Origin of the sequence: Vibrio parahaemolyticus, from assembly GCF_900460535.1 — a bacterium.
In the GTDB taxonomy this organism is placed as follows: Bacteria; Pseudomonadota; Gammaproteobacteria; order Enterobacterales; family Vibrionaceae; genus Vibrio; species Vibrio parahaemolyticus.
This window is the reverse complement of sequence record NZ_UHIL01000001.1, coordinates 2,442,907-2,457,684: the sequence shown is the minus strand read 5'-3', so window position 1 is coordinate 2,457,684 and position 14,778 is coordinate 2,442,907. Positions and strand designations below refer to the sequence as shown.

Genomic DNA, 14,778 nt, shown 5'->3' with positions numbered 1-14,778 from the left:
GAGCCGGCCTAGGAAGATTATTGTGCAGCAATCACTGTCACGAGCTCGTAGTTCTCGCCTGGCTCAAGAGTCTTGCCTTCTTCAATACTTGGTGCATGAAGGGCAGATTCCACACACAGCATGGTTTCATAGCCATTGTCAGCCATATCTCCCATCCCTTGTGCACCTTCCGCCCACGGGTTCCATAGTACTGCGGAGTTATGGCCGCGGTTCGCTACGCTCAACGTGCGGTTAAGAACAGGGTCTTTCACTAAAATTTGAGCTTCTGGTTGCGTGTATACGCGATCGATGGTGTCAGTCAGTTGAAGAACCTCACCACCCTGACACACTTCGCTATTTTTCAAGCTGTCGATGTACTCATTGCCCATACCTGTTGTTTGCGCTTGTTTGATATCGCCCACGTTTAGGTAAGTATGTAATGCGCCTGAGAACGTCCAAGCTTCATCATCGATATTAAGAACTTTCAGCGTTACTTTGAGTTCGTCACCCACTTCGACAAGAAGACGCGCATCAAACATGTGTGGCCAAATTTGATGTGTTTCTTCGGTTGGGAACAGTGCCAACTCGACGATGACACCATTTTCATTTTCGCGGTGCTCAACTAATTCCCATTCGGATGTACGCGCAAAGCCATGAGCTGGTGCAGCAATACGGCCAAACCAAGGCCAACAAACAGGAATGCCACCACGTAATGCTGCTTTGCCATCAAAAATGGCTTTTTCGCTCATCCAGATCAAGTCTTCTTGACCTTGTGGTGCGTACGAGACTACATGACCGCCGTGTAAAGCAATACCTGCTGTCGCTTTGTCATGAATAATACGAACGATCTTTACGTTATCGATTTCGACAACAGTTACGTTGTCTGAAAGAACGGTTAGAGGAGGAAGAGTTTTTAAATCCATGTGCTTGTTTCCTACACTGGGGAAGAGGTAGATTTCGGCGCACTTCTCAGTATTTATGAAAGTACGTCTGAGATTTTTCTCAAATTCCAGATACAAAAAAGGCGACTATCAAGCCGCCTCTTTTTCAACTCAGTTAAGAGCTAATCACGATTTCTAATTACTTAGAGATGTGTGCGATTAGGTCTAGAACTTTGTTTGAGTAACCGATTTCGTTGTCGTACCAAGATACAACTTTAACGAAGTTATCAGTTAGAGCGATACCAGCTTTAGCATCGAATACTGAAGTTTGAACTTCACCGATGAAGTCTTGAGAAACAACTTGGTCTTCAGTGTAGCCTAGAACGCCTTTTAGTTCGCCTTCAGAAGCTTCTTTCATTGCTGCACAGATAGCTTCGTAAGATGCGCCTTCTTTTAGGTTAACTGTTAGGTCAACTACAGAAACGTTAGCTGTTGGTACGCGGAAAGCCATACCAGTTAGTTTGCCGTTTAGTTCTGGAAGAACAACGCCTACAGCTTTAGCAGCACCAGTTGAAGATGGGATGATGTTTTGAGAAGCACCACGACCACCGCGCCAGTCTTTAGCAGAAGGACCGTCTACAGTTTTTTGAGTTGCTGTAGTAGCGTGAACTGTAGTCATAAGACCAGATTCGATACCGAACTTGTCGTTAAGAACTTTAGCGATAGGCGCTAGACAGTTAGTAGTACAAGAAGCGTTAGAAACGATGTCTTGACCAGCGTAAGTAGCGTGGTTAACGCCCATTACGAACATTGGAGTAGCGTCTTTTGAAGGACCAGTTAGAACAACTTTCTTCGCACCAGCTTCGATGTGCTTACGTGCAGTCTCGTCAGTTAGGAAAAGACCAGTTGCTTCTGCTACAACGTCAACACCGATTTCGTCCCATTTAAGGTCAGCTGGGTTGCGCTCTGCAGTAACACGTACAGTTTTACCGTTAACGATTAGGTTACCGCCTTCAACTTCAACAGTACCGTTGAAACGGCCGTGAGTTGAGTCGTACTTAAGCATGTATGCCATGTATTCTACGTCGATAAGGTCGTTAATACCTACAACTTCGATGTCTGCGCGCTCTTGCGCTGCACGGAATACGAAACGACCGATACGGCCAAAACCGTTAATACCTACTTTGATAGTCATTATAGTTGCTCCACAACTTAATTTCTGATTAAAGATAACTGGTAGTAAAATTACAGAATCCAGTAAACATCTGCAACAGATAATCGGACTTAACTTGTTTAAAGTCAAAAAAAAGCGACGCTTTTTTTAACAATTCTTCGCAAATGTTCGTTTTTTAAACTTTTACTGAATCTTCTGTAGTCCAGTTGGCGTAATATAACTTCCGAGATAAGTACTCGTATCAAATTCATTACACATGGTGTCCTGGTGAGAAAGTATGTGCTACAACTGTTACGAGAAGCAAGTTTTTTGCTAAAAAAGTCAATGCCAAAAATAGTAAAGAAGGAACCGAAATTCGTGGAACAAAGCGGAAAAAAAGTAACGAAGTCTGATGAACAGTGGCGTGAGCAGTTATCTGACGAAGAGTTCCGTGTCTGTCGAGAGCAAGGTACAGAGCCGCCGTTCAGTGGTAAGTTACTGCATAATAAAGAGACGGGCGTTTACGCTTGTACGTGCTGTAATGCCCCTCTATTTATCTCGGATAACAAGTATGACTCTGGTTGTGGATGGCCGAGTTTTGATGCACCTCTTAATAATGAAGCAATACGCTATTTGGAAGATCTAAGTCACGGAATGGTTCGCACGGAGATTCGTTGTGCGAGCTGTGATAGCCATTTGGGTCACGTTTTTGAAGACGGTCCGAAGACCACTGGCGAGCGTTATTGTGTAAATTCGGTGTCGTTAATTTTCAACAAATCTGACGAATAATGACATTTTTGCTGTTAAGAGTGTTTTATCCTTTCATCGTACCGTTAGACCACTCATAATCACCAGCAATAGGAAAAAAACTCCCGGCTAAGCGGGAGTTTTTTGTTTACATGTCTTTAGGGATCATATCGGGCGAGTAACTGCCTTTGCGTATTGCCTTTGCAATCGTATCGGCCAACTTATCCAACTTTTCGTGTTGGTTCGGATCCTCGAAGTGGTACATACGCTGCAACTGCTTTTCATCTGCTAAAGGCACATCAAATCGTTTGGCAACCATCGCCCATAAGTACGCCTGCTTTTTCTCGCCTAAACCTTGGTTAATACTTGCCAGTGATTTAAGTATCACAGGGTTTAGGTTGTCTTTGTTTGACAGAGCCAAAGCATTATTGAGCAAGACTAACGTTTTTTTTGCGTCTCTATTGGTATAGAAAGTGGCTAAGGCATACTGCATTTCTGCAGTATTTAACTGGGGTGTGCCTTCCATTTGTAAAAATTGGCGACGTGCTTGTGTATCGCCCGTTTGTGACCAAAGAAAATAGAGCGTCTCTGGTTGTTGAGAACCTTTCAGTTCTTCGACGATACGCTTGAGTTCATCTATGCTATGTACCAAGGCATTAAAGCGTTGTCTTTTTAGCTCACTTTGATCGATAGGGGTGATCTGAGACGCGAGCTCCAAACATTTGCGATAATCAGCAACGATGCTGTATTCGGTAATTTGGTTTGCTTCTGATGGGTTTTTCAGTAGCTCAAAACGGTGCCAAATTAACTTGGTTCTAGGAATTCGACATTGGCCGTCATCCATATTGAGGTTTTCACAACGGAGCTCTGGCGTTTTTTGACACAACTCTTCTGTTGTAACGTTGCCTTCAAAACAGCCCGTCAAAGTAAGGGTAGTGAGGCTGGCGAGTAACCAGTATGTTTTTTTCATGGTTTTGCTTGTGATCCGTTACACCAATTCATTTTCGTGTTCTTGACTCAGTTTCTTAACCCGTTATGTTCTGTAAATAGAATGTAATAAGAAGGTACATTATGGACGCAGAACAACTATTAAAAGCGATAACTCCAGAAGTTTATGATCGTTTGGTTTATGCAGTAGAAACGGGAAGATGGCCTGAGGGTACAACACTTTCTAAAGAGCAGCGAGATTCGTGTATGCAAGCTGTGATGTTGTATCAATCAAAACACAATACCGAGGCGCAACATATGACGGTTGCGGCTGGTGGTGAAATCAGTTTTAAGTCTAAACAGGAACTGAAAAAACAGTTCAATACCGATGAAAGTGACATTGTTCGTGTAAACCCGAATCTCGATTGATTCTGTCACTTCATGCCAAAGTAAAAAGCCCAATCAATATTGGGCTTTTTTAATATCTAAGCATTGTTAGAGATTCGAAGAAGCGCTTACAGGCTCATTTCGCCACGCAGTACTTCCTGCATTTTCTCTTTTACTTCTTCGTAAGACAGGTTTTGGCTCAATAAGAAGTGCAGTTTTGCGAGCGCCGCTTCTGGCGTCATATCGTAACCGCTAATTACGCCTGCATCTGCCAACGCACAGCCTGTCGCATAACCGCCCATGTTGACTTTACCAGCCAAACATTGAGTCAGGTTGACCACAATAACACCACGCTCAGAGGCTTCTTTAAGATGGCCTAGTAGTTCTGGGTTTTGCGGAGCGTTACCCACACCAAAGGTTAGCAAAATCATTGCATTCACTGGCTGAAGCAAGGTATTGCGGATAACTTCATGCGAAATACCCGGATACATTGTGATCACTCCGATTGGTTGAGGAGTAATGTTGTGAACTTTGAACTCACCTTCAGGTTGCGCGTTCACCTTGATGCTGTTGCTAATCTGAATGTTGATGCCCGCTTCCAACAATGGCGGCAAGTTTGGTGACGTAAATGCATTAAAGCCGTCAGCATGAGATTTTGTGCTGCGGTTGCCACGCATCAACTGATTGTTGAAGAATAAGGTGACTTCGTTGATTGGGTAGTTTGCTGCGATGTGCAGAGCATTTAGTAAGTTTGCTTGACCATCAGAGCGCAGTTCAGCCAAAGGAATTTGAGAACCAGTAACGATAACTGGCTTACCCAGGTTTTCTAGCATGAAAGACAAAGCCGACGCGGTGTAAGCCATCGTGTCAGTGCCGTGCAGAATAACGAAACCATCGTACTTGTCGTAGTTGTCACGAATGTCATCAGCGATTTGTTGCCAGTCTGCTGGTGTCATATCTGATGAGTCGATAAGAGGATCATATTCGTGGATAGTGTATTCCGGCATCTCTGGACGGTGAAATTCCGGCATGCTGGCAAGCTGTTTTTCCATAAAGCCAGCGATAGGAACGTAACCGTGATCCGATTTTAGCATACCGATGGTGCCACCGGTGTAAGCGATGTAGATGTGTTTTCTAGTCATCGTTTTTTCTTTCATGTAGGGGAACAGAGGCGGGATTATATACCTAAATAACCTTGAGATGCGAGGCTCGGCGCACAGCATATGAAAGTCATCTGAGGAGATGTTGAGCTCAATAAAAAAGGGCATCTCACGTAGAGATGCCCTTTGTATTTCTTACTGAAAATCTACTGTACTTGGCAGTTCAAACAGAAAGCGTATTGTCCTTTCGGATCGTTAAAGCTTTGAAGCAGACTTGCATCTTGTTCGAACTGTTGAGCCACAGGTTGAAGACTCTTTGGCAGAAGGCTTGTTGCGTCAACACCAAGGGATACTTTCACCTGATTCATGAATTCTTGTAGGAATAGTTCTGTTGGTGACAATGGCTCTTCAACCCAGTAAATACCGTAATCTGTCACGTTCGCCAGCTTCGCAGCTAACTCAACGGCATCATCGAAGTCACCCATTTGGTCAACAAGACCGAATGATAAGGCATCTTGACCTGTCCAAACTCGGCCTTGCGCGACTTTGTCTACCTCTTCTACCGTCATATCTCGGTTTGAACCAACCAAAGAGATAAAGCGTTTGTAGCCATGCTCAATGCCTAGTTGGAACGCTTGAGACGCGCCTTCAGACAAGCCAGTCGTAATGCCGTCGCCAGAAAACGGTGAGGTGCCAACGCCGTCGGTGTTGATACCAAGTTTGCTGAAGCCTTTTTCGAACGTCGTAATAACGCTGAAGATACCAATAGAACCTGTCAGTGTTGTTGGTTGTGCGACGATTTTATCTGCGCTCATTGAAATCCAGTAACCGCCAGAGGCCGCTAAGCTCGACATCGAAACTACAACGGGTTTACCTGCTTTTTTTAGCGCTTCCACTTCGTTGCGAATCACTTCTGACGCAAACGCACTGCCACCAGGGCTGTCTACGCGAAGCACGACTGCTTTTACCTTCTCATCGTTACGCGCTTGACGCAGTAGACTTGCAACCGTGTCACCGCCTACTGTTCCACGAGGTTGTTGACCATCCATGATGGCGCCACTTGCAACAACAACGGCAATATCATGGTTTGCGAGTGTGTAGTCTGGGCGAATCGTCGCTAGGTAGTCGTAATAACTGATGGCGTTGTAGCTGTCTTTACCATCGCTACCAAATTCTTTGGCGAATAAGGTACGAATATCTTGGCGTGTCGCCAATTCATCAACTAACCCCATTTTGACGGCCAATTGCGCCAAATCACCATCCACAGATTTCATCTCGGCAAGCAGTTCTTCCATCGTTGGGTTTAGCACTTTGGCGTTGATGTTGCGGTTAGTCGTCACGTCATCGACAAACGCGCTCCACAACTGAGTGACCCAGCGAGTGGCAGACTCTTTTGCCGCATCCGACATGTCGTCACGAATAAACGGCTCGATAGCCGATTTGTAAGTACCGACTCGGAAAACGTGAGTGGAAACGTCTAACTTCTCTAGCAGAGTTTTGTAGTACATAGAGTAAGCGCTGTAGCCCTTAATCAGTACGCCACCATCAGGCGCCATGTACACTTTATCGGCGTAGCTTGCTAAGTAATATTGGCTTTGATTGTAGAAGTCACCCACCGCGTAAACTGGCTTACCTGATGCCTTAAACTCGTTTAACGCTTTAGCAATGTAACGAAGTTTAGTTAAGTTCGTTTCTGGCAGATCGCGCAGTGCCAATACCAAGCCAGAGACTTTGGCATCGTCTTTTGCGTAGCGAATGGTGTCCACGATATCGAACAAAACGTTCTCTTTTGGCATCTCGTTACCTAAAAGAGAGCCTGCGACTGAATCCATTGGATTGACATAACGACGCTGTTCCACGATGGGACCAGAAAGGTTCATAACCAAAGCGGATTCTTTCTCGATAACAGGTCGTCCTTCGCCAGTGTAGGTAAACGCAAAGTAAAACACGGCAATCATCAAAAGGAAGATCAGGTTTGCCAACGCGAGTCTGATAAAGGTGATGCTTTTCCATATTCCCTTAAATATCAAACCAATAAATTTGAAGAGTTTTTTCATCTTGTCTCCATAACGAGATAGTCTTTCCCTAATCTTACAAAGTATGGGTTCTTATCTCTAAGATCTCAAAAGATAACATTTTTTTAGCTTATCACGCTCACTCAACAATTGGCATATTTTCGCGCGAGATTGATCGGTGTTACAAAAATGTAAACGCTTGTTTGATTTTTTGGTTTTCCGGACGTAGTCTGGTCAGACCATGATAATAAAAATGGATGTTTAGTGATGTCTGCCATGTACCCTAATTTATTAAAACCACTGGACTTAGGTTTTACACAATTACGAAACCGAGTCCTGATGGGATCAATGCACACAGGTCTAGAAGAGCACAAGGAAGGATTGCAAAAGCTCGCCGCGTTTTATGAAGAGCGCGCGAAAGGTGGCGTCGGGCTTATCGTGACCGGCGGTTTTTCACCGAATTTACGCGGTCGTTTGCACCCGTTAAGTGCGGAGTTTAGTAAGCCAAAACACGCAAAGGCGCACCGAGTAGTTACCGATGCCGTGCACAAGCATGGTGGCAAAATTGCACTACAGATTTTACATGCTGGGCGTTACGCGATGCACCCGTTTGCGCAGAGCGCCTCTGGCATTAAAGCGCCGATCGCGAAGTTTGCGCCGAGTGAAATGAGCGAGCGTCAGATCAAAAAGACCATCGATGCATTTGCCAACAGCGCTGAACTCGCTCAACTTGCCGGTTATGACGGCGTGGAATTAATGGGCTCAGAAGGTTATTTAATCAATCAATTCCTTTGTAAGCGCACCAATATGCGATATGACGATTGGGGCGGCAGTTACAAAAAACGCATGCGCTTCCCGTTGGAGATAGTGAAAGCTGTACGTAAAGCGGTGGGTGAGAAGTTCATCATCATTTTCCGTCTTTCGATGCTGGATCTCGTCGAGCAGGGCAGCACGTTCGAAGATGTGATTGAATTAGCCAAAGGATTGGAAGACGCGGGCGTCACCATTATCAACACTGGTATTGGTTGGCATGAAGCACGTATTCCGACCATTGCAACGCAAGTACCTCGCGGTGCATTTACATGGGTAACCGAGAAGGTGAAACCGCACGTTTCTGTGCCAATTGTCACCTGTAATCGAATTAACACTCCTGATGAAGCAGAGCGAATCCTTGCTTCTGGTCAGGCGGATATGGTGTCAATGGCTCGCCCGTTCTTGGCGGATCCATACTTTGTCGCGAAGGCAGAACAAGAGAAAGCGCAGTTTATTAATACGTGTATCGGCTGCAACCAAGCGTGTCTGGACAACGTATTTAAAGGTAAGCGCGCTAGTTGTCTCGTCAATCCACTTGCCTGTTACGAAACAGAAATTGTGGTTGAACCAACGTTCAAGAAGAAAAATATTGCCGTTGTAGGCGCAGGCCCTGCTGGTTTAGCTTGTGCGACGACTTTAGCTGAACGTGGTCATCAAGTTGATCTGTTTGAAAAGAACGACCGAATTGGTGGGCAATTCCGCTTAGCGATGCAAATCCCGGGTAAAGAGGAATTCAGAGAAACGATTCGATACTTTGCCAACCGAATTGATGAAACGGGTGTAAATCTGCATTTGTCTACGGAAGCGAACTACGATTTGCTGACAGAGTACGATGAGGTTGTGATGGCTTCTGGTGTTGAACCGCGTAAGGTCAATATCGAAGGTATTGATAATGCAGAAAAAGTGGTGGATTACCAAACGCTGATTCGTGACAAAACGCCTGTCGGTGAAAAAGTCGCCATTGTTGGTGCTGGTGGTATTGGTGTTGATGTTGCGACAATGATTACCGAGCCTGCTGGGCAAACGTTGGATGATTGGCTGCATGAATGGGGCATTGATAAAGAAATGTCGCAACCAGGTGGACTGTACCCTTACCCAGACGCGGTGAGTGACAAAGAAGTGTGGGTGCTTCAACGTCGCAAAGGTCGTGTTGGTAAAGGACCGGGTAAAACGACAGGTTGGATCCATAAACGCACATTAGAAAAACGCGGAGTGCATCTGCTTGGTGGCGTGTCTTATGACAAAATTGATGACAACGGTTTACACATTCATGTAGATGGTAAGGAGCAACTTTTAGAGGCTGATAAAGTTGTTATTTGTGCGGGACAGGAATCAGTACGTCCTTTTGAAGACAAGTGGTCTGAACTTGGTGAAAAACTGCATATCATCGGTGGCGCTGATTATGCCGGTGAGTTGGATGCAGTGCGCGCAATTCGCCAAGGCGTAAAACTTGCTGTGAAGCTATAACATCGAGCTTTGTATGACTCAAGAGCTGCGTGTGATGCGCAGCTTTTTTGTTTCTGTTGCTCTCGGTTTGTGTGAATCATCACGATAATCCCTAAAAAACAGATTGTTATTCGAGTGAGAGGATTATGCTAAAGTGAGCAGCAAAGAAAATAACAGTTAGATTCAATAAGGACTCGCTCATGGAAGCTCTCGATCTTTTGCTTAACCGTCGCTCTATCGCCAAATTATCTGCGCCAGCACCAGAGGGCAAAGCGTTGGAGAATATTATTCGTGCAGGTCTTCGTGCTCCTGACCATGCGGGCTTAACCCCTTGGCGTTTTGTGATTGCTCAAGGTGATGGTTTGAAGAAGCTATCAGATATTTTGGTGAAAGCCGCGATTGCAGACCATAGTGATGAGGCCGTGATCGAAAAAGTGAAAAATGCGCCGTTTCGTGCCCCAATGGTCATTACCGTGATCGCGAAAGTAACCGAGCATGAAAAAGTCCCTGCATTGGAACAATATCTTTCTGCAGGCTGCGCTGTTCAAGCAATGCAAATGGCGGCGGTTGCGCAAGGTTTCCAAGGTTTTTGGCGTTCAGGTAAATGGATGTTCCACCCTGAGGTACATCAAGCATTTGGCCTAGAAGGTGAAGATGAAATTGTTGGATTTCTATACCTTGGTACACCAGGTTGTACTCCAATGAAAGTGCCAGAGCGCGATTTGTCTAAGTTTGTTGAATTTCAATAAATACATACCTAGATAACGCTTACTGTTCATTTATACAGTTTTTCCTTGATTTCTTAGGGCTACATTCGATAATGTGGCCCTAATTATTTTGATTTCCAAATCCTTATGTCTCGTCTGTTTATTGCTGAAAAACCCAGTCTAGGTCGTGCTATTGCGGCTGCTTTACCTAATCCCCAAAAGAAAGACCAAGGCTTTATCCGTTGTGGAAATGGTGATGTGGTGACGTGGTGTATTGGTCATTTGCTAGAGCAAGTTGAGCCAGACGCTTACGATGAACGCTACAAAAAATGGAACATGGCCGATCTGCCGATTGTTCCTCAACAATGGCAACTTAGACCGAGAAAAAGTGCCAGTAAGCAGTTAACCGTGATTCGTAAATTGCTCAAAGAAGCAACCGAAGTGATTCATGCGGGAGACCCAGACCGTGAAGGGCAGTTATTAGTTGATGAGGTTCTCGACTACTGCAAGCTTTCCAAAACTAAGAAAGAAGCGACACAGCGTTTGCTGATTTCTGACTTGAACTTACCTGCAGTGAAGCGCGCACTAAGCTCAATGCGCAGCAATCGTGATTTTATTCCTCTGTCTGTTTCTGCTCTTGCGCGCTCGCGAGCGGATTGGTTGTACGGAATGAATATGTCTCGCGCTTATACCTTGCTGGGACAAAAGGCTGGCTACCAAGGTGTGCTCTCGGTTGGGCGTGTGCAAACTCCGGTTCTAGGGCTTGTCGTCCGTCGAGATGAAGAAATTGAAAACTTTGTTCCGAAAGATTACTTCACGCTGCACGCATTGATCCCGTATCAAGACCCAAATGGGGCGTTTGATATTCGCGCACGCTGGAAACCCAGTGAGGCTTGCAAACCATGGCAGGATGAAGAAGGGCGAGTATTAAATCGCAAGTTAGTCGAAAACGTCGCTAATCGGATCGCGAACCAGCCAGCGATAGTGAAGGAATCAGAGCAGAAGCAAACCAAGCAATCTGCACCATTGCCATATTCATTATCTGCTTTGCAGATTGATGCAGCAAAGCGTTATGGCATGAGTGCGCAGCAAGTGCTAGATACTTGTCAGGCACTATACGAAAAGCACAAACTGATCACTTATCCGCGTTCTGATTGTCGCTACTTGCCGTTGGAGCATTATTCTCAAGCTGAAACGGTTACATCCGCTATTGCAAACAACGCCAAAGAACTGCAAAGCGCAGTGAAGGGTGCCGATTTATCGATTAAGTCGAAAGCGTGGAATGACAAAAAAGTCGATGCTCACCACGCCATCATTCCAACGCCTAAGCAAGCCAACGTTAATGCACTGTCTGGCAACGAAATGAAAGTGTATCAGCTCATTGCGCGCCAATATTTAATGCAGTTTTATCCTGCGGCTGTCTATGCCGAAGCGAAATTGGTATTCGACATCGCTGGTGGCATTTTCATCGCTAAAGGCCGTCAACTTGTTTCGCCGGGGTGGAAAGCACTGATGGGAAAAACGGATAAAGAAGACGAAGGTATTGATGCGGTGCCACCGTTAAGTGAAGGCACGGTGTTAACATGTCGTGAAGGTGAAATTAAAGACCGAAAAACTGAGCCACCAAAACACTTTACTGAAGCCACTCTGCTGCAAGCGATGACGGGAATTGCTCGTTATGTTGCCGATAAAGAGTTGAAAAAAATTCTGCGCGACACAGATGGATTAGGTACGGAAGCGACTCGTGCGGGTATTTTGGATGCGCTCTTTAAGCGTCAGTTATTGACAAGGCAAGGTAAATCCATACTCAGCTCGCAAGCTGGACGAGGGTTAATCAACGCATTACCACAAGATGCGACGTATCCTGACATGACCGCTCATTGGGAGCACCAGCTTCAGGGGATGGCAGAAAGAAATCAAGCTTATCAACCTTTCATGCAGGCACTTGAACAGCGTATTGATGGATTGATGAGCCAAGTAAAATCAGGGCCTATACCGGATTCTCTGCGCCACTTACCTAAAGTCGAACGTCCGGCGTTCAAGCGTAAAAAGCGAAGCTACCCAAAGAGTGGGGCATCGAAAGCGGGAGCCACAAAGCGAAAGAGCTCTTAAACAAAAGCGGCGCATGATAGCGCCGCTTTTGCTTGTTGTTTGTGGTGGTGTTACTCAAACAGATCTCCGTGATTTTGAATGGCACCTCTTACATCATCTTGCGTAAGAACTCGTTTGCCCGAGACTTGTTTGACTTGCTTACCTAAATCGACCAACGCATCGCGATTCGCTTGTGTCTGACGTTTCCCTGCGCTTCTTAAGCAGTAGTTGAGTTCGTGATCTTCACTAAAATTCACCAGATCTCTATCCGCAGCCATGCTCACTCTCCTTATTTGTTTGATAGCCTTACTAAGTCTGGAAAGGAAACGCAGAAATTCAAGGTTGTCAGAGAAGTAGAAAGCATAAAGCTAACCTACCTCTCATCTTTTTATAAAATACTTACCAAGGAAGCGAAGTTCCGTCGTAATTGATGAATTGACCAGAGTGTCCAACGGTGCTTTGGTCAATAACTTGTGCCAGCCCTTGAGCTGATGTCTCTGCATCTATAAGTGCATTTGGCCCACCCATTGTGGTGCGTACCCAACCAGGGTGCAAAGCAAGGACAGTAAAACCGTCAGGCGTTAAGTCATTGCTTAAGCTTTTGACTACGGAATTGAGTGCCGCCTTTGACGAGCGATAAATATAGCCGCCACCCGATGTATTCTCCGTCATACTCCCGACTTTTGAAGAGATGCAGGCGATTTTTTTCAACTGTCCTTGTTGCAGTTGTGGATAGAGCGTTTCGACCAGTTTAAGTGGCGCTATCGTATTAATCTCAAGTACTTTACGCCATTCATCCACATCGGTGTTTCCAAACCCATAACCTTTAGGGCCGTAGTAACCAGCGTTGTTAATCAAAAGGTCGATAGGTGGCAGGCTCTGAGCAAGTAACGCGATTTTTGCGTAATCAGTAACATCCAGTTCATGCAAGCTCAAAGAGGAGTAACGTGCTCTCAAAGCTTGTAGTTCGTCACTGTCTGTGACGTTACGGCTAGTAGCGTGGACGTTCCACCCGCGTTCAAGATAAAGCTCTGTCAGACTCAAACCAATACCACGATTTGCGCCTGTGATAAAAACACTATGGGCCATTTTTAACTCTCTGGTAAGACACGTTATCAAACTATTGTGTTAGCTGAGTGCGACAAAATCAACTAACCACCATGCACTAAACAACAGGGATATAAATACAGAGATAGCACAGAAGAAACCAAACAAAGCGCCTAGGACCGTAAATGTCGTTTTTTTCATCGTTGGAGTATGAAATTTAATTTTTAATGAAAATCATTATCAATTAAATTAATTTCTATTCAACCTTTGTAGTTGGTAATATTTCACAACGTTGTATGAAAAGAATGTCTCATGTTGCCACTGATATACCACCCTATATACTCAAAACTTGAATTGCCTGAAGGGCACCGTTACCCAATCATGAAGTATCAATATCTCTATGAAGAGGTACGTCGCGATGTGCAAGCTGAGTGGGTGCAGTTTTTTGAACCACAAGCTCTGTCAATTGAAGCGATCAAGCGCGTGCATGATGCGGAGTATGTTGACTTACTGGCACAAGGTATTATGCCCGCCGCTAAAATGCGTCGAATCGGCTTTCCTTGGAGTGAAGCTCTGATCACTCGAACACTGACGTCAGCGGCTGGTACACTTCTGACAGCCGAAAAAGCGCTTGAGCACGGTATCGCACTGCACTTAAGTGGTGGTTACCACCATGCTCACAAAGATTTTGGTAGCGGATTCTGTTTGTTCAACGATTTAGTGATTGCGGCTAAACACATGTTGGATAACGAGCACGTTGATAAGATTTTAATTATTGATAGTGATGTTCATCATGGTGATGGAACCGCCACCTTGTGCCAAGAAGAACCTGACATCGTGACGCTTTCTTTTCATTGCGATAAAAACTTTCCTGCCAGAAAACCACAGTCTGATTTGGATGTTCCGTTAGCAAAAGGAACAGACGATGAAACATTTTTGATGACGTTTAAAGAGGTGGTCGAGATGGCGTTGAATCTCCATCGTCCAGATATGGTGATTTACGACGCTGGGGTAGATATTCATCAAGATGATGAGCTTGGTTACTTTGACGTATCGACTCAAGCAATTTTTGAGCGTGATCGTTTTCTTTTTCAACTGATGAAAAACAGAGGGATTCCTGTTGCCGCCGTTGTGGGGGGTGGATATAGAACAAACCACGCAGACCTTGTACCTATTCACATGCAGTTAATAAAAGCGGCGACAGAAGTCTTTGCCTCTTGATAGTTGAAAAAGGTAATTAGGCAGAACAAAGATCACTAACGTATTAGTGGTCTTTTGCTAAATGTGGCGGAGTGTTGGGCTTGTATTCAAGGAGGGATTTGTCCAAGTCCTTTCAAATCTGAATATACGAAAAAGCCCACTAATTTCTTAGCGGGCTTTTTCTAAATGTGGCGGAGAGATAGGGATTTGAACCCTAGATACGCTATTAACGTATGCCGGTTTTCAAGACCGGTGCTTTCAACCACTCAGCCATCTCTCCGTTGT

Annotated in this window: 13 protein-coding genes and 1 tRNA gene; 6 read left to right on the top strand and 8 right to left on the bottom strand. The window is 45.0% G+C overall.

Features of this window, described 5'->3' with window-relative positions; genetic code table 11:
• Positions 1-17: 17 nt before the first annotated feature.
• Together DYB02_RS12640 and gap are read right to left on the bottom strand one after the other, a co-directional pair.
• Positions 18-902 (bottom strand): D-hexose-6-phosphate mutarotase, encoded by an 885-nt coding sequence (locus tag DYB02_RS12640; RefSeq protein WP_029804651.1) that lies wholly within the window; start codon positions 900-902, stop codon positions 18-20.
• 157 nt (positions 903-1,059) lie between these two features.
• On the bottom strand, positions 1,060-2,055 hold the full coding sequence (gap, locus tag DYB02_RS12635) for a type I glyceraldehyde-3-phosphate dehydrogenase (RefSeq protein WP_005479552.1): 996 nt from the start codon (positions 2,053-2,055) through the stop codon (positions 1,060-1,062).
• Between the two features lie 303 nt (positions 2,056-2,358).
• Here gap and msrB point away from each other — a divergent pair, with 303 nt between their 5' ends.
• A complete protein-coding gene (gene msrB, locus DYB02_RS12630; RefSeq protein WP_011106032.1) occupies positions 2,359-2,802 on the top strand; it encodes a peptide-methionine (R)-S-oxide reductase MsrB in 444 nt (147 codons plus the stop codon).
• A 106-nt stretch (positions 2,803-2,908) separates the two neighbouring features.
• On the opposite strand, the gene DYB02_RS12625 is transcribed toward msrB, so the two are convergent.
• A complete protein-coding gene (locus DYB02_RS12625) occupies positions 2,909-3,730 on the bottom strand; it encodes a DUF2989 domain-containing protein (RefSeq protein WP_029805723.1) in 822 nt (273 codons plus the stop codon).
• A gap of 101 nt (positions 3,731-3,831) precedes the next feature.
• On the opposite strand from DYB02_RS12625, the gene DYB02_RS12620 reads away from it, so the two are divergent.
• Positions 3,832-4,116 (top strand): YeaC family protein, encoded by a 285-nt coding sequence (locus DYB02_RS12620; RefSeq protein WP_017447818.1) that lies wholly within the window; start codon positions 3,832-3,834, stop codon positions 4,114-4,116.
• Positions 4,117-4,202: 86 nt separating this feature from the next.
• Here the strand turns inward: DYB02_RS12620 and ansA are convergent, their stop codons facing one another.
• Both ansA and sppA read right to left on the bottom strand, forming a co-directional pair.
• Positions 4,203-5,216: an asparaginase gene (gene ansA / locus DYB02_RS12615; RefSeq protein WP_005479567.1), complete on the bottom strand. Its 1,014-nt coding sequence runs from the start codon at positions 5,214-5,216 to the stop codon at positions 4,203-4,205.
• Positions 5,217-5,380: 164 nt separating this feature from the next.
• Positions 5,381-7,231 carry a signal peptide peptidase SppA gene (gene sppA / locus DYB02_RS12610; protein WP_005461788.1) on the bottom strand — a complete coding sequence of 617 codons (1,851 nt, stop codon included), beginning with the start codon at positions 7,229-7,231 and terminating at the stop codon, positions 5,381-5,383.
• 225 nt (positions 7,232-7,456) lie between these two features.
• Between sppA and DYB02_RS12605 the strand changes: the two genes are divergently transcribed.
• The 3 genes from DYB02_RS12605 to DYB02_RS12595 all read left to right on the top strand — a co-directional run bounded on the left by DYB02_RS12605 (position 7,457) and on the right by DYB02_RS12595 (position 12,267).
• Positions 7,457-9,469 carry an NADPH-dependent 2,4-dienoyl-CoA reductase gene (locus DYB02_RS12605; protein ID WP_029805725.1) on the top strand — a complete coding sequence of 671 codons (2,013 nt, stop codon included), beginning with the start codon at positions 7,457-7,459 and terminating at the stop codon, positions 9,467-9,469.
• 179 nt (positions 9,470-9,648) lie between these two features.
• Complete coding sequence (locus DYB02_RS12600; protein ID WP_005461733.1) at positions 9,649-10,197, top strand: NAD(P)H nitroreductase; 549 nt, start codon at positions 9,649-9,651, stop codon at positions 10,195-10,197.
• Positions 10,198-10,302: 105 nt separating this feature from the next.
• Complete coding sequence (locus DYB02_RS12595; RefSeq protein WP_029805727.1) at positions 10,303-12,267, top strand: DNA topoisomerase III; 1,965 nt, start codon at positions 10,303-10,305, stop codon at positions 12,265-12,267.
• A 50-nt stretch (positions 12,268-12,317) separates the two neighbouring features.
• Here DYB02_RS12595 and DYB02_RS12590 read toward each other — a convergent pair whose 3' ends face one another.
• Together DYB02_RS12590 and DYB02_RS12580 are read right to left on the bottom strand one after the other, a co-directional pair.
• Positions 12,318-12,524: a hypothetical protein gene (locus DYB02_RS12590; protein ID WP_005461782.1), complete on the bottom strand. Its 207-nt coding sequence runs from the start codon at positions 12,522-12,524 to the stop codon at positions 12,318-12,320.
• 121 nt (positions 12,525-12,645) lie between these two features.
• Positions 12,646-13,335: an SDR family oxidoreductase gene (locus DYB02_RS12580; protein WP_029806860.1), complete on the bottom strand. Its 690-nt coding sequence runs from the start codon at positions 13,333-13,335 to the stop codon at positions 12,646-12,648.
• A gap of 270 nt (positions 13,336-13,605) precedes the next feature.
• Between DYB02_RS12580 and DYB02_RS12575 the strand changes: the two genes are divergently transcribed.
• Positions 13,606-14,514, top strand: a complete 909-nt coding sequence (locus DYB02_RS12575) for a histone deacetylase family protein (RefSeq protein WP_029806858.1) — start codon at positions 13,606-13,608, stop codon at positions 14,512-14,514.
• 168 nt (positions 14,515-14,682) lie between these two features.
• Here DYB02_RS12575 and DYB02_RS12570 read toward each other — a convergent pair.
• Positions 14,683-14,773: transfer RNA gene (locus DYB02_RS12570), tRNA-Ser, on the bottom strand.
• Between the last annotated feature and the right edge of the window lie 5 nt (positions 14,774-14,778).

Excerpts from the sequence above, each read along its gene's own strand:
- DYB02_RS12640 (WP_029804651.1), bottom strand. The coding sequence starts at position 902 with ATGGATTTAAAAACTCTTCCTCCTCTAACCGTTCTTTCAGACAACGTA.
- gap (WP_005479552.1), bottom strand. The coding sequence starts at position 2,055 with ATGACTATCAAAGTAGGTATTAACGGTTTTGGCCGTATCGGTCGTTTC.
- msrB (WP_011106032.1), top strand. The coding sequence starts at position 2,359 with ATGCCAAAAATAGTAAAGAAGGAACCGAAATTCGTGGAACAAAGCGGA.
- DYB02_RS12625 (WP_029805723.1), bottom strand. The coding sequence starts at position 3,730 with ATGAAAAAAACATACTGGTTACTCGCCAGCCTCACTACCCTTACTTTG.
- DYB02_RS12620 (WP_017447818.1), top strand. The coding sequence starts at position 3,832 with ATGGACGCAGAACAACTATTAAAAGCGATAACTCCAGAAGTTTATGAT.
- ansA (WP_005479567.1), bottom strand. The coding sequence starts at position 5,216 with ATGACTAGAAAACACATCTACATCGCTTACACCGGTGGCACCATCGGT.
- sppA (WP_005461788.1), bottom strand. The coding sequence starts at position 7,231 with ATGAAAAAACTCTTCAAATTTATTGGTTTGATATTTAAGGGAATATGG.
- DYB02_RS12605 (WP_029805725.1), top strand. The coding sequence starts at position 7,457 with ATGTCTGCCATGTACCCTAATTTATTAAAACCACTGGACTTAGGTTTT.
- DYB02_RS12600 (WP_005461733.1), top strand. The coding sequence starts at position 9,649 with ATGGAAGCTCTCGATCTTTTGCTTAACCGTCGCTCTATCGCCAAATTA.
- DYB02_RS12595 (WP_029805727.1), top strand. The coding sequence starts at position 10,303 with ATGTCTCGTCTGTTTATTGCTGAAAAACCCAGTCTAGGTCGTGCTATT.
- DYB02_RS12590 (WP_005461782.1), bottom strand. The coding sequence starts at position 12,524 with ATGGCTGCGGATAGAGATCTGGTGAATTTTAGTGAAGATCACGAACTC.
- DYB02_RS12580 (WP_029806860.1), bottom strand. The coding sequence starts at position 13,335 with ATGGCCCATAGTGTTTTTATCACAGGCGCAAATCGTGGTATTGGTTTG.
- DYB02_RS12575 (WP_029806858.1), top strand. The coding sequence starts at position 13,606 with ATGTTGCCACTGATATACCACCCTATATACTCAAAACTTGAATTGCCT.